The 14,011-nt window shown below is 69.8% G+C and carries 12 protein-coding genes and 2 pseudogenes; 3 read left to right on the plus strand and 11 right to left on the minus strand.

All coding sequences use genetic code 11. From position 1 onward, the window contains the following. Window positions 1-14 precede the first annotated feature (14 nt). Window positions 15-425, plus strand: a complete 411-nt coding sequence (locus VS93_RS28080) for a Scr1 family TA system antitoxin-like transcriptional regulator (protein ID WP_269082846.1) — start codon at window positions 15-17, stop codon at window positions 423-425. Then, window positions 397-573 (plus strand): DUF397 domain-containing protein, encoded by a 177-nt coding sequence (locus VS93_RS28085; protein WP_082126829.1) that lies wholly within the window; start codon window positions 397-399, stop codon window positions 571-573. The genes VS93_RS28080 and VS93_RS28085 overlap by 29 nt, the downstream gene beginning before the upstream one ends. Window positions 574-641: 68 nt before the next feature. Here the strand turns inward: VS93_RS28085 and mnhG are convergent, their stop codons facing one another. The 10 genes and pseudogenes from mnhG to VS93_RS12005 form a co-directional block, all read right to left on the minus strand. Next, the gene (mnhG, locus tag VS93_RS11960; protein WP_201776616.1) at window positions 642-1,028 is read right to left on the minus strand and encodes a monovalent cation/H(+) antiporter subunit G; all 387 of its coding nucleotides are present in this window, start codon (window positions 1,026-1,028) and stop codon (window positions 642-644) included. Then, complete coding sequence (locus VS93_RS11965) at window positions 1,021-1,290, minus strand: monovalent cation/H+ antiporter complex subunit F (protein ID WP_046470031.1); 270 nt, start codon at window positions 1,288-1,290, stop codon at window positions 1,021-1,023. Before VS93_RS11965 ends, mnhG begins: the two co-directional genes overlap by 8 nt. Beyond that, window positions 1,287-1,700, minus strand: coding sequence for a Na+/H+ antiporter subunit E (locus VS93_RS11970; RefSeq protein WP_046470032.1), 414 nt, complete (start codon window positions 1,698-1,700; stop codon window positions 1,287-1,289). Before VS93_RS11970 ends, VS93_RS11965 begins: the two co-directional genes overlap by 4 nt. Continuing rightward, entirely contained in the window at window positions 1,697-3,280 is a 1,584-nt protein-coding gene (locus VS93_RS11975) for a monovalent cation/H+ antiporter subunit D family protein (protein WP_046470033.1), read from the minus strand. Before VS93_RS11975 ends, VS93_RS11970 begins: the two co-directional genes overlap by 4 nt. Beyond that, window positions 3,277-3,588 (minus strand): sodium:proton antiporter, encoded by a 312-nt coding sequence (locus VS93_RS11980; RefSeq protein WP_046470034.1) that lies wholly within the window; start codon window positions 3,586-3,588, stop codon window positions 3,277-3,279. The genes VS93_RS11975 and VS93_RS11980 overlap by 4 nt, the downstream gene beginning before the upstream one ends. Beyond that, window positions 3,585-6,425, minus strand: coding sequence for a hydrogen gas-evolving membrane-bound hydrogenase subunit E (mbhE, locus tag VS93_RS11985; RefSeq protein WP_201776617.1), 2,841 nt, complete (start codon window positions 6,423-6,425; stop codon window positions 3,585-3,587). Before mbhE ends, VS93_RS11980 begins: the two co-directional genes overlap by 4 nt. 941 nt (window positions 6,426-7,366) lie before the next feature. Next, window positions 7,367-8,952, minus strand: a pseudogene (guaA, locus tag VS93_RS11990) (glutamine-hydrolyzing GMP synthase). Window positions 8,953-9,088: 136 nt separating this feature from the next. Next, the gene (locus VS93_RS11995; RefSeq protein ID WP_046470036.1) at window positions 9,089-9,499 is read right to left on the minus strand and encodes a PIN domain-containing protein; all 411 of its coding nucleotides are present in this window, start codon (window positions 9,497-9,499) and stop codon (window positions 9,089-9,091) included. Further along, the gene (locus VS93_RS12000; protein WP_046470037.1) at window positions 9,489-9,719 is read right to left on the minus strand and encodes a hypothetical protein; all 231 of its coding nucleotides are present in this window, start codon (window positions 9,717-9,719) and stop codon (window positions 9,489-9,491) included. The genes VS93_RS11995 and VS93_RS12000 overlap by 11 nt, the downstream gene beginning before the upstream one ends. Window positions 9,720-9,811: 92 nt before the next feature. Beyond that, window positions 9,812-11,389, minus strand: coding sequence for a succinic semialdehyde dehydrogenase (locus tag VS93_RS12005; RefSeq protein ID WP_046470038.1), 1,578 nt, complete (start codon window positions 11,387-11,389; stop codon window positions 9,812-9,814). A gap of 185 nt (window positions 11,390-11,574) precedes the next feature. Between VS93_RS12005 and VS93_RS12010 the strand changes: the two genes are divergently transcribed. Further along, the gene (locus VS93_RS12010; protein ID WP_046470039.1) at window positions 11,575-12,813 is read left to right on the plus strand and encodes an FAD-dependent oxidoreductase; all 1,239 of its coding nucleotides are present in this window, start codon (window positions 11,575-11,577) and stop codon (window positions 12,811-12,813) included. A 21-nt stretch (window positions 12,814-12,834) separates the two neighbouring features. Here the strand turns inward: VS93_RS12010 and galE are convergent. After that, window positions 12,835-13,850, minus strand: a pseudogene (gene galE, locus VS93_RS12015) (UDP-glucose 4-epimerase GalE). Window positions 13,851-14,011: the final 161 nt, after the last annotated feature.

A 14,011-nucleotide genomic window follows, 5' to 3' on the forward strand; every position in this document is an offset into this window, starting at 1 on the left:
GACGTACGGGGCGACTGCCCAGCCTCCTCCGGGAGGGCAAGGTAGAGCTGATCTCATTCGTGATACGGGAGTCCGTTTTCACCGATGTTGTAGGCGATGCGAAGATTATGAAGAAACAGCTAGAACACATCGCCCGACTTGCGGAGGAGGATGCCGCACAGGTTCAGGTGTTGCCAGCAAGCGTGCGAACGGGCATCAAGGCATACCTTCCGTTTCAGGTACTTACTCTAGGTATCGCACAGCTTGTGGCCGTCGTTGAACACCATGAAGGAGGGATGGTGATCGACGAACCTGAGGTGGTACGCCGAATGGCGACCCAGTTCGGACGACTCCAGGCAGAAGCTCTGTCGCCCTCGGAATCCCTCAAGCTGATGTGCAAGATCATGGAGGATCGCTATGGAGACGTGGCGCAAGTCCAGTTATAGCCATACGAACGGCGAGTGCCTAGAGATCGCGGAGTCACCGGAGTCGGTGAAAGTCCGCGACACCCAGAACCGCACCGTCGGGCACCTGTCGTTCCCTCCCGCCGAATGGTCCGCCTTCCTCACGGACATCCGGAACAACGACCTGTAGACCTCAACACGGCGCCCCCGACCCGCAGACCGGGGGCGCTCGCATGAGTGCCGTAGCGCCCGCATCACTCAGAACCGCTCCGGCACGCGGTGTCCGAGATCGTCGAAGTTGGTCTCGTCGGTGAGCGGCGCCTTGGAGCGGTAGGCGGCGCGGCCGATCGCGTAGCCGCCGACAGGCGAACTCAGCAGTTGCAGCGCGATCGCCAGCACCAGCTTCCAGGCGGTGTCCCACCCCGGCATCAGCAGGAAGGAGCCGACGAGGGTCAGGATCACTCCCAGGGTGGCCGCCTTGGTGACGGCGTTCATCCGGGAGTAGACGTCCGCGAGCCGCAGCAGTCCGACCCCGGCCACCACGATGAAGCCCGCGCCGATCGTGATCGTGATTCCCGCGATGACGGCCAGCACATCTATACCGCCCACCATTACCGCCTCACTCGCCAGGGCCGCGTCATGCATCGCCGCTCTCCTCCTTTCGGCTGATCAGCCTGGCCATCCAGATCGTCCCGACGAAGCCGGTCAGGGTGGCGATCAGCACCACGTCGAACGCGGCGGGCATGTCCGTCCGGGCACCGAAGAGGGCTGCCAGCGCGATGAAGCAGAAGAACCCCAGGTCGGCGGCTGTCGCCCGGTCGGCCGAGGTGGGGCCGATGAACATCCGGACCGCGACCATGACCATGACGAGGCCGATCGCGATCAGCGGGATATCGATCAGGGTCACCGGTCACCTCCCGTGGGCGCCGCGTGCTCGCCCGCTTCCACAACGGGCGGGACCTCCCCGTCCACGCGGACGGCGCGGAGCATCTTCGTCTCGAACTTGCGGAGCCCTTCGAGGGCCTTGTGCCGGTCCCTGGCGTACATGCAGTGGATGTACAGCGTCGGGGGTGAGGACTCGGCGGCGAGCGTCAGAGTCCCGGGGGTCAGCGTGATCACGTTGCTCATCACGGTCATCTCGAACTCCGTCCGGCAACGCAGCGGGAACCTGACGATGCCCGGTGAGAACCGGCTGTGCGGGGAGATGACGTCCCAGGCGACGTCGATACAGGCCACCGAAAGCTCCATCGCGAAGTAGCCGGCGAAGGAGACGGCCCGCCCGGCCCAGGAAACGTACTGCCGGATCCGGGAGATCATCGCCCGATCACCGCCTCTATGTAGCTGGACGTATCGGTCAGACCGGCCGCGGCCTGCTGGGTCAGGTTCAACAGCCCTTCGGCCCCCAGGCCGATCCCCAGCGAGACGAGGGTCAGGACGAGGGCCGGCGCGGCGAGCGCCGGGCTCACATGGGTCAACGGGCTGGTCGCCTTGGCGTGCGTTCTGCGTTTCTGCAGCACGGCACCGCCCTCGCCGTTGCCCGCCACCACGGCGTCGGTATCCGCGGCACCGGTCACGGCGGCGGTACCGGTGGTGTCATCGGGCTCGCGCCGCACCGGCCCCCAGAACACGCTGTTCCAGACCCGGCCCATCGAGAGCAGGGTCAGCAGGCTCGCCGCGAGGATGATGAACGCCGCGAAGTAGGCGGACTCCGCGAAGGATGCCTGCAGCAGCACGAACTTGCCCGCGAACCCGGAGAACGGCGGCATGCCGATCAGGGAGAGCGCGGCGCCCACGAAGGCGAACGCGAGGAGCGGTTCTCTTCCTGCGAGCCCGCCCAGCTCGTCGAGCCGCTGGGTGCCGTACCGGACCTCCACCGCGCCGGCGGACAGGAACAGCGAGGTCTTCACGACCATGTGGTGCAGCAGGTAGAAGATGCCCGCCGCCAGGCCCAGGGGACCGAACAGGGCGACGCCCAGCAGGATGTAGCCGATACCGCTGACCATGTTGAAGGCGAGCACCGAGCGGATCGTGTCCTCGCCGACCGCGCTCATCGCCCCGAACGCCATCGTGAGGCACATGAACAGCACCGCGAAGCCCAGGAACCGCTCGTCGCCGTCGTAGACCAGGGCGTAGAGCCGGTAGATCGCGTAGATGCCCACCTTGGTGTGCAGCCCCGAGAAGATCGCCGCGATCGCGGGCGAGGTCTCGGGGTAGGTCCGCGGCAGCCATCCGTGCACCGGCACCACACCGGACTTCATGGCGAGGGCGACGAGCACCACCCCCATGGCGACCGCCACCGCCGTGGACTCCTTCGCGGCCCCGGCCAGCTCGGCGAAGTTGACCGTTCCGATCACGCCGTACACGAACGCGACCCCGAACAGGAAGACCGCCGAGGCCAGCAGGTTGTAGGTGATGTAGATCCGGCCCGCCTTCAACCGGTTCTCGCCGCCGAACATGCTGATCAGCACGTAGGAGGGGAGCAGCATCACCTCGATGCAGACGAACAGGTTGAACAGGTCGCCCGTCAGCAGGGCCCCGGCGACGCCGCCGTACAGCGCCAGCACGAAGGGAGCGAAGTAGTGCTGCTCGTCCTCTCCGGCCACGATGCCGAAGGCGACGCAGACGAGGGTGAGCAGCGCCGTGGCGGTCACCATCAGCGCGCTGAACATGTCGGCGACGAACGGGATCGCGATACCGCCGGGCCAGAGCCCGATATCCGCGACGAGCACGGTACCGCCGTTCGTGGCGGCCACCAGGACGACGCCGTAGGCCAGAACGGCGCCGACCGTGCCGACCAGTACGGCGCGCCGTGCCCAGATCGGCCGGTGCACGACCATCAGTATCGCGCTCGCCAGGAGTGGGGCGGCGAAGACGAGGGGCAGGGCGGTGGCGATCACGTGGTCTCCTCGGTGTCGTCGCCGGATCCGGAGCCGGCCAGCGCGACGAGATAGACGGTCACACCGAACGTGATGACGATGGCGGTGAGGACGAATGCCTGCGGGAGCGGGTCGGCCGCCGCCTGGACGGCGGCGATCTGGTCGATGAGGGCCGCTTCGCGGCGGTACAGCCCGCCCGCGGCCAGGAGCACCACGTTGGCGGCGTGGCCGAGGAGGATCACTCCGAACGCCATGCGGATCAGGCCCCGTTGCAGGACGAGGTAGACGCCTCCTGCCACGAGGACTCCGGCGAGGATCGCGGCCGTCACAGCTCACCTTCCTCGGAGTCGCGGCCGCCGCTTCCCACGGCGACCATGGGGTACTGGGTGTCGTCGGCTGGTCGGGACGCGGCGCCGGGCGGCGCCGCGTCGTCCTCCAGGAGTTCGGCTATGGCCAACCGGTGCAGTGCGGCGACCACGGCGCCGACCACGATCAGGTACACCCCCACGTCGAACACGACAGCGGACGAGATGTAGGTGAAGCCGAGCTCGATCGGGAACGGCGTGAGGAAGCCTCCTCCCACCAGGTATCCCAGCAGGCCGGTGACCACCGCCAGAGCGAGCCCGCCGGCGATGACCGGAACGTAGGGGATCCTGCGTACGAGCGACCGGCGGGGATCCGGTGCGGCGGCGTGCGCCAGGCACAGCCCCGCACCGGCGACGAGAGCGCCGATGAACCCGCCGCCGTGGGCGTTGTGCCCGCGGAAGAGCATGTAGAGGGAGAGCAGCACGATGGCCGGGGCCATGATCCGCCCCACCGTGCGGACGACGATCGTGTTGTCCACGGGATCGTCCTCGGGGCGGGTACCGCCGGTGAGCTCGATGGCGGCGGACCCCGTCAGGCTGGTGGTCCTCAGGAGCGCCAGAATCCCCAGCGCGGCGAGGCCGACGACGGTGACCTCGCCGAGGGTGTCGAGGGCGCGGAAGTCGACCAGGATCGTGTTGACCACGTTGATACCGCCGGTCTCCTCCTTGGAGTTGGCCATCAGCCACCTGCTGACCTCGGAGAGTTCGCGGCGGTTCGTCAGGAGGAGGGTCCCGCCGGCCGCCAGCGCGCCGGCCCCGACCGCGAGCACGGCCGCCAGGCTCCTCCGCAGCGTGCCCGTCGAGTGGAACCGGCTCGGCAGCCGGCGCAGCACGAGGACCAGGACGACGACGGTCAGAACCTCGACGACCAGTTGGGTAAGCGCGACGTCGACGGCACCCAGCAGCAGGAACCAGAGCCCCATGAGAGCGCCGACCACGCCGAGGAGGACGACAGCGGAGATCCTCGTGCGGACCACGACGGCCGCGAGGACCGCGACGGCGACGCACCCGACGACGATCCAGTCCGTCGGACGGACGAGCAGCTCCTGCAGGGGGCCGACCGGGGTTCCCCACCAGAGTGCCGCCGCCGACAGCACCCCCAGCAGGACGATCGCCGGCGGGAGGTGCGCCGCCGGGGAGAAGGTGCGCGTGAGGCCGCCGGCTCTGCTGCCGGCGGCGACGAAGCCGGCCATGGCCCGGTCGAACACGCCGTCGCCGGTGAACGGGGTACGCACGCGATCGAGAAGCGCGCCGGCCTGCTCCCGGCGGAGGTGGAGCAGGATGCCCAGCGCGATCGCCACCACGGACATCCCCAGGTCGACGCTGAGTCCCGGGATGAGGTGGATCTCGACGCCGGCGCCGGGGAACCCGGTGTCGGCCGTGATCCGCTCGGCGAACGGGGCCAGGGTCACCACCCCGACACCGAGGAGCGCTCCGGCCGCCCCGGTGATCGCCGGCGCGAGCAGGAACGGCGCCGGCGCCTCGCGCACATCCGTGCGCTCCGAGAGCGGGCCGCCGAACACCCCGAACCAGAACCGCGCGCAGTAGCCGAAGGTCAGAACGGCCGCCACAACGGCGAGGAGGCCGAGGAGGGGGCCCGCCCAGACCGGACCGTCGGCGTCGACGAAACCGGCGAACATCTTCTCCTTGCTGTAGAAGCCCAGGAGTGGCGGGACGCCCGCGGCGGACAGCGCCGCCAGTGCCGTGATCACGGCGCTGGCCGGCATGAGCCTGCGCAGCCCGCCGAGCCGGTGCAGGTCCCGGGTTCCGGTCTGGTTGTCGACGACCCCGACCATCATGAACAGGCTCGCCTTGAACAGCGCGTGGGCCAGGGTGTGGACCGCGGCCGCGGCGAGGGCGTAGGAGGTGCCGACCCCGATGATCGCCACGAGGTAGCCGAGCTGGCTGACCGTCGACATCGCGGCGAGCGACTTGAGGTCGGTCTGCTTCAGCGCGAGCGCGGCCCCGTAGATCGCGGTCGCCAGCCCGACAAGGACCAGGACACCGTTCCACAGCGGCATGTCGTGGAAGACCGGGCTGAACCGCATCAGCAGGTAGATGCCCGCCTTCACCATGGCCGCGGCGTGCAGGTAGGCGCTGACCGGGGTGCTGGCCGCCATCGCTCCCGGCAGCCAGAAGTGGAACGGCACCTGCCCCGACTTGGTGATCGCCGCGATGATCACCAGGACGGCGACCAGCGGACCGGTCCAGCCCTCGGTCCAGCCGGGATCAGCAAGGATCGTACTGAGCTGCGTGGTCCCGGTCTGCACCGACAGCAGCGCCACCGCGGCCAACAGCGCCAGGCCGCCGCCCGCGGTGACGACCAGTGCGCGTCTGGCCGGCTCGACCGCCTTGTCGCCCGCCCCGCCGATGAGGAAGAACGAGCAGATGCTGGTGAGCTCCCAGAAGACGAACAGCAGCAACAGGTCGTCGGCGAGCACCAGGCCGAGCATGGCCACGGCGAAGATCCCCATCAGGGTGTAGAACCTGCTCTGCGAGCTCTTGGCGTCGAAGTAGCGGGCGCAGTACGCCATGATGAGGGCGCCGATGCCGAGCACCAGCACGGTGAAGAGCAGTCCGAGCCCGTCGAGACGCAGCCGGAAGGCCGCGTCGATCGACGGGATCCACGCCCAGGAGAACTCCACCGCCTGCCCGGCCAGGACGGCCGGTGCCTGCGTGGCCGTGAGGGCGGTGAGCGCCGCGAACGCGGCCGCCAGCGGCCACCCGGCGGCCCGGCCCAGCCGACTGGCGAGCAACGGGGCGACGGCAGTGGTCGCGGCCAGCCCAATGAACACGGTCACGAGGACCACTCGTCGACCACCTTTCGGATCGGGGTGAACAACACGGCGCCCGTGTTCACGGCTCGAACTTCCCCACGGCTGTCCCTCCTGCGGTAAGCTCCGGGGCGGTATCCGGTCGGGATCGGCGGCATCCGCGCATCCAAATGGCGGCGTGTGGGTACGCGAGGGCGATCGGGGTTCTTCTACGGCGAGACCTGCACCCGGGGCCCTGGCCGGCACTCCGGTGGCTCTTCAGAGCAGGCCGCATGTCCTGGGCAGCAGAACTCCGGGGTCACTCCGCGGCTCGCCGCCGAGGATGACCCCCGTTCGAGGGAGTGTCATACCGCCGGCACCACGGCGGTCCAGATCGACTGCACGCGGGTGGTGCCCGCCCTCGCCCGCGACAAGAAGGCCGACCGCTGCGGTCGGCCTGACACGGGGGGGTCGGAGAGAAAGGGGCACGTCGAGGGCCGCGCGACACAGGCGCGCGGGGCGGCGTTGTGGAGAGCGGCGGCCTTAGGCGCACACGCTCCGTGGAGTCCGGTAACGCTGCTCACCTCGTCCTCCGTCGTCCTCGCCTGCAGGCGACCGAATGGCGGAGCGGCGGGGGTGCCACTCTTCTCCCAACCGCAACGAACCAACCTACTCGCAGGCAGCGTACCGTATGCGGTCACCGATCTCCGTGGGGGGTCCTTGTCGCGGACCCGGGCCACGCTGCCGGTACACCGGCCTCGGCGTTGAGAACGAGACGCCCGGAGCCGGGGGCGGCCGGCGTTCCCCGGTGTCTCGTGGTGCGGCCTCATGCCGCGCAGCTCGCCGGATACCCGGCTGTGAACTCCGGCCCCGCGTGCCGGCACCGATCGCCCTTGGCCGCACACGGTGGAGGGCACCCTGCCGGGAGGCGCGGGCCGGAACGGTCGGGAGGGGAGAACGCAGGTCCCGCTCAGAGGCGGGTCCCGCCGTCACTCCCACTCGATGGTGCCCGGAGGCTTGCTGGTGACGTCGAGCGTGACGCGGTTGATCTCCCGCACCTCGTTGGTGATGCGGTTGGAGATCGTGGCCAGCACCTCGTAGGGGACGCGGGACCAATCGGCGGTCATGGCGTCCTCGCTGCTCACCGGGCGCAGCACCACGGGGTGGCCGTAGGTGCGGCCGTCGCCCTGCACCCCCACCGAGCGCACCCCGGCCAAGAGCACGACCGGCACTGCCAGATGTCGCGGTCGAGCCCGGCGCGCGACAGCTCCTCGCGGGCGATCGCGTCGGCCTCACGCAGGATGTCGAGGCGCTCCCGGGTGATGTCGCCGATGACACGGATGGCCAGGCCCGGACCGGGGAACGGCTGGCGCCACACCATGTCGACGGGCAGGCCGAGCTCCTCGCCGACCCGGCGGACCTCGTCCTTGAACAGTTCCCGCAGCGGTTCGATCAGCGTGAATCGGAGGTCGTCGGGAAGGCCGCCCACGTTGTGGTGCGACTTGATGTTGGCGGTCCCCGTTCCGCCGCCGGACTCCACGACGTCCGGGTAGAGCGTGCCCTGGACCAGGAAGGCCACCTCTTCGTCCGCGGCGCCGCCTTCGGCGACGACCTCGCGGGCGGCCTGCTCGAAGACCCGGATGAACTCGCGGCCGATGATCTTGCGCTTCTCCTCGGGATCGTGCACCCCGGCCAGTGCGTCGAGGAAGCGCTCCTGGGCGTCGACCACCTTCAGCGCGGCGCCCGTCGCCGCCACGTAGTCCTTCTCGACCTGTTCGGCCTCGCCCTTGCGGAGCAGCCCGTGGTCGACGAAGACACAGGTGAGCTGGTCGCCCACGGCGCGCTGGACCAGGGCGCCGGCGACCGCGGAGTCGACCCCGCCGCTCAGTCCGCAGATGACGCGCTTGCTGCCCACCTCGGAGCGGATCCGCTCGACCTGCTCGTCGACGATGTTCACCATCGTCCAGGTCGGACGGCACCCGGCGCCCTCGTACAGGAAGTGCCGCATGACCGCCTGGCCGTGCTCGGTGTGCAGTACCTCGGGGTGGAACTGCACACCGAAGAGCCCGCGCCCGGGGTCCTCGATCGCGGCGACCGGCGCCCCCGCGGTGCCGCCGATGGTGCGGAAGCCCTCGGGGGCCTCGGTGACCGAGTCGCCGTGCGACATCCACACCGTCTGGCTGGAGGGCAGCCCGGCGAACAGCACGGTGTCGGTGCCGACGTCCACCCGGGTCCGGCCGAACTCGCTGAGGCCGGTCTTGGCGACCGTTCCGCCCAGGGCCCGCACCATCGCCTGGAAGCCGTAGCAGATGCCGAACGTCGGAACACCCGTCTCGAACAGCCCGCGCGGGGGCTGCGGCGCGCCGTCGGCGTAGACCGATGACGGGCCGCCGGAGAGGATGATGGCCTTGGGGTTCTTCGCGAGCATCTCCTCGACCGGCATGGTCGAGGGGACGATCTCGCTGTAGACGTGGCATTCGCGCACCCGCCGCGCGATCAGCTGCGCGTACTGCGCGCCGAAGTCGACGACGAGGACGGTGTCGAACGTGCTGTCGGCAGCACCGGCAAGGGACACGTAACGGCCTTCCCGCGGGTGGGTCTGGATCCCTCCAGTTTAGGGCGTGCCCGGCGCCCTCCTTCCCCACTCCGGATACCGCCCGGCCACCGGCGGCCCCGCGCCACGTCTCACGAGCCCGCAGACCGCCCCTCGCTCACCGGAACGGGTTCTCGATCCGGACACCGCCGTAGTCGGCACCGTGCGTCAGGTCCTCGGTCAGCAGCCGATCACACGCCCCTCGCTTGGCGGCCGCGACCATCAGCGCGTCCCAATGGGAGAGCTGCCACCGCCGCCCGATATGGATGGCAGAGTCGACGAGAGCAGTATCGATCGGCACGCACCCGAGCGAACCCATCGACCTGACCATCGCAGCAGCCTCGTCAACGGGGAGGGGAGTCTTGAGCTTCCGCGTCACAACGACGAAAAATTCGTTCATCACCTGCGGCGACACGGTCACACCCGGAGTGGTGGTGAGGACCTGCTGCGCACACCGCTGCTTACCCCCGCCAGCCCGGTCCACTGCGTAGATGAAGACGTTGGTGTCGACGAAGGCGCTACCGCTCATACAACTCGTCTCGTGTCCAGGTACGCCCCTCAGGCCCGCTCGACGCCTGGCTGCGCTCCGCTATCGCCAGGATCTCCTCGATCGCACGAGCGTCTTCGGCGGCCGCGAAACCTTCCAAGTACCGGCGCATGACCGCGTTCACCGTTGTGTGCTGCTCCAACGCCCGGATACGCGCCCGGCGCAGCACCTCGTCGTCGATGCTGAGAGTCACGTTGGCCATCTCCACCTCCTAGCACGGTTTCAGTGTAACACTGATCCCGTGTCAGCCATGAGGCCGCCATCACCGCGCCCGCGCTTACGAGCCGGTGCGCGCTACCGGATGCGGAGGCGCTTCATCAGCCGCCCGCCTAGGGTGAACAGCCTGGCCAGGGTCTCGCCGTCCATGCCCGGTGTGCCGCCCAGGCCGACGTAGTGCTGGCTGGCGATGGTCTGCGCCTCGGTGTAGCGCAGCAGGCCCTCGGGGCCGTGCCGCCGGCCCAGCCCGGAGCACTTCATCCCGCCCATGGGCGCACCGTAGCTGGCCCAGGCCGCGCCGTACCCCTCGTTGATGTTGACCGTCCCGGCCCGGATGCGCTCGGCGATCCGCCGTCCGCGGGCGGCGTTCCGGGTCCAGACGCTGGCGTTGAGCCCGTAGCCGGTGTCGTTGCAGCGCGCGATGACCTCGTCATCGTCGCTGAACCGGTAGACCGACACCACCGGGCCGAACGTCTCGTCAGCGCAGGCCGCCATGGTGGGGGCGACCTCGGCCATGACGGTCGGCTCGTAGAACAACGGGCCGATGTCGGGGCGCGCCCGCCCGCCGGCCAGGATCGCCGCCCCCTTCTCGCGTGCATCCTCGACATGCGCGCCGACCCGGTCGAGCTGCCGCCGGTAGGTCAGGGAGCCCATGTCGGCGGAGAAGTCGTACTTCGCGTTGAGCGCCATGTCGCGCACCGCGGCGGCGAACTTCGGCACGAAGTCGTCGTAGACGGCGTCGTGCACGTAGACGCGTTCCATGGCGATGCAGAGCTGGCCCGCGTTGCTGAAGCAGGCGCGCAGGGCGCCCTCCACCGTCCAGTCGATGGCGGCGTCCTCGCAGACGATCATCGGATTCTTGCCGCCGAGCTCGGCGGAGCAGCCGATGAGCCGTTCGGACGCGCGTCGGGCGATCCCGGCCCCGGCCGCGGAGGATCCAGTGAACGCGACGTAGTCGGCCCGGTCGACTAGGGGGTCCCCGATCTCCGACGGTTCACCGATGACCGGCGCCCACAGGTCCTCGGGCAGGCCCGCCTCCACCGCCACGTCGATGGCCCACAGCGCGCTGAGGGCGGTCTGGGTGTCGGGCTTGGCGACGACGGCGTTCCCCGCGATGAGAGCGGGCACGGCGTCGCCGACAGGCAGCGCCAGCGGATAGTTCCACGGTGTGATCACACTGACGGCGCCCTTGGCCTGCCGGTGCACGTAGGTGCGCGTGGCCACCGGAACGGCGCCCGGAGTGCGGCGGCGGCGCAGCAGGCGGGGCGCCTGCCGGGCGTAGTACAGCGTGCCCGCCGCCGCGTCGTAGACCTCTTCGAAGGCGTGCCGGCGGGCTTTGCCCGTCTCCCACTGGATGATGTCCAGGATCTCGCTTTGGCGGTCCAGCACCAGGTCGTGGAAGCGCAGGAACGGTTCGGCGCGCTCGCGCGCGGACCGCTCCGCCCACGCCCGCTGCGCGGCGCGGGCGCGTCCGAACGCCGCGACGACGTCCGCGGCGGCGCAATCGGGCAGTTCGGCGAGGGGGTCACCGGTGAAGGGGGCGGTGGTCGTCACAGTGCGACCGGAGGAGGTGCCGGCCACGCGCCGCGTAAGCCGGTCGATCATCGCGGAGTCCAGCGCCGGGGCTTCTGCGGAGCTCGTCGTGACTTTTCCCATGCGCTGACCTTAGATCCGCACCCCCACCCGTGGCTACCTATGAGTAACCACGGACCCGCCCGGATCCGGAGCGGCCCTGCGCCAGGCGTTTTCCTCTGGACAACCAGGGCGGGAATCGGATTACATATCATGAGTAGTTGAATTCCAACGGCCACCCCTGTCGTCAGTTGCCACTGGAGGCCGCGATGGCGCAGACCGAAGCCACGACGACCGTCGCCATCGCGGGTGGCGGTCCCGCCGGGATCATGCTGGGGCTGCTGCTCGCCCGGGCCGGCGTGGACGTCACCGTCTGCGAGAAGCACGCTGATTTCCTGCGCGACTTCCGCGGCGACACGGTCCACCCCTCGACACTGCAGCTCCTCTACGAGCTCGGCCTGAGCGAGGAGTTCGACCGCCTCCCGCACCGCAAGGTCCGCGAGATCGGCTTCGCCGCCCGCCAGGGCCGGCTGTTCGGCACCGACCTGTCCACACTTCCCGGGCGCTACCAGTACATCGCGCTGACCCCGCAGTGGAACTTCCTCAACCTTCTCACCGAGCACGCCAAGACCTACCCCGGCTTCCACCTGCTGATGGAGTCGGAGGTGACCGGGGTCATCCGCATAGGCGACCGCGCACACGGGGTGCGCTACCGCGACGCCAACGGCGAGCACGAACTGCGCAGCGCCCTCACCGTCGCCGCCGACGGCCGCCAATCGGTGCTGCGGAAGGCGGCCGGCCTGCACCCGACCGAACTCGGGGTTCCGATGGACGTCCTGTGGATGCGGCTGTCCCGCGCGCCCTCCGACCCTGAGGGGCTGCTGGCGCGGGTCGGCCCGGGCCGCATGGTCATCGGGATCGACCGCGGCGACTACTGGCAGCTCGGCTACCTGGTGGCCAAGGGAAGCTACGCCGAGGCGCGCTCCGCCGGCCTGAGCGCCCTGCGGGACTCGATCGCCGAGCTGGAGCCTTTCCTCGGCGACCGGGTCGGGGAACTGAGCAGCTGGGACGACATCGCGATGCTGAACGTCGGCCTGAACCGGCTTCCCCGCTGGTACCGGCACGGTCTGCTGTGCATCGGCGACGCGGCGCACACGATGAGCCCGATCGGCGGCGTCGGCATCAACCTGGCGATCCAGGACGGTGTCGCGACCGCGAACCTGCTGTACGAAACCCTGCTGGAGCGGCGGTCGGCCGGAAGTCCGCACCCCGTCGAACCGCGGCTGCTCGCCCGGGTGGAGCGGCGCCGGCTCCCTCCGACTGTCGGGACCCAGGCGCTGCAGGGGCTGCTGCAACGGCAGGTGCTCACCCGGGTACTGCGCGGCGAGTCCCCCCGGACTCCTCCCGCGTTCCTCGGCGACCTCCCCGCCCGGATGGTCCGGCGCGTCTTCCTGCTGGGCCTGCTTCCCGAGCACGTGCGCACCCCGAGCGCCGCGCCCTCGCGATGAAGCTTCAAGCCCTGCCGCGGTTCAGCCGGCGCGGAAGCCGTCAGGGTTGCCGGACTGCCAGCGCCAGGCGTCGGCACACGCCTCGATGACACTCCTGGTGGCCTTCCAGCCGAGGTCGCGCCCAGCCGCCGATGGGTCGGCGTAGCAGGTCGCGATGTCGCCGGGCCGCCGCCCCACGACCTCGTAGGGCACCGGGCGCCCGGTCGCCGACTCGAAGGCCCGGATCGCCTGCAGCACTGAGGTGCCCTCGCCGGTACCGAGGTTGTAGGTCCGGTGCCCGGGGGTGTCGGCAAGGTGCTCAAGGGCGGCGACGTGCCCCCGTGCGAGGTCCAGCACGTGCAGGTAGTCGCGCACGCCCGTGCCGTCGGGGGTGGGGTAGTCGGCGCCGAAGACCCGCAGCCGTTCCCGTCGGCCGGCGGCGACCTGCGCGATATAGGGGAACAGGTTGTTGGGGGTGCCTTGCGGGTCCTCCCCGATGAGCCGCTGGGGTGGGCACCGATCGGGTTGAAGTACCGCAGGGAGATGATCCGCCATGCCGGATCCGCCGAGACGAGATCGCGCAGGATCTGCTCGGCGAAGAGCTTGGTGGCGCCGTAGGGGTTGGTCACCGCGAGCGGCATGTCCTCGGTGATGGGGACCGTGGCGGGATCGCCGTACACGGTCGCCGAGGAGCTGAACACCATCCGCCGCACGCCGTGCGCCGCCATGGCCTCGCACAGCGACAGCAGCGCGCCGAGATTGTTGCGGTAGTAGCGCAACGGCTGCTCGGTGGACTCACCGACGGCTTTCAGACCGGCGCAGTGGATGACGGCGTCGATCTCGTGGTCGCCGAATATCCGCCTCACTGTGCCCGGATCCGCGCAGTCCCCCACGAGGAACGGCAGGGTACGGCCGGTGATGCGCTCTACACGGCGAACAGCCTCCCGGTGGCTGTTGCTCAGGTCGTCCAGCAGCACGACCTCATGGCCCGCCTCGACGAGCTCGACGGCGATGTGGGTGCCGATATATCCGGCACCGCCGGTCAGGAGTATGTTCATGCAGCGCATCCAGGGTCCTGGTGAAGCCCGCGGGCACGCGGGCACACCCAGGATAGGCGGGGGAACGTGCGGTTATGCGGACAACTTAGCCGGGCACCGGGCGACCGGTTCGCCTGGCGTCCGGCCGTTTCCGGACACGAGGGTGCGGTGGGTGCGCCGAA

Origin of the sequence: Allosalinactinospora lopnorensis, from assembly GCF_000981225.1 — a bacterium.
In the GTDB taxonomy this organism is placed as follows: Bacteria; Actinomycetota; Actinomycetes; order Streptosporangiales; family Streptosporangiaceae; genus Allosalinactinospora; species Allosalinactinospora lopnorensis.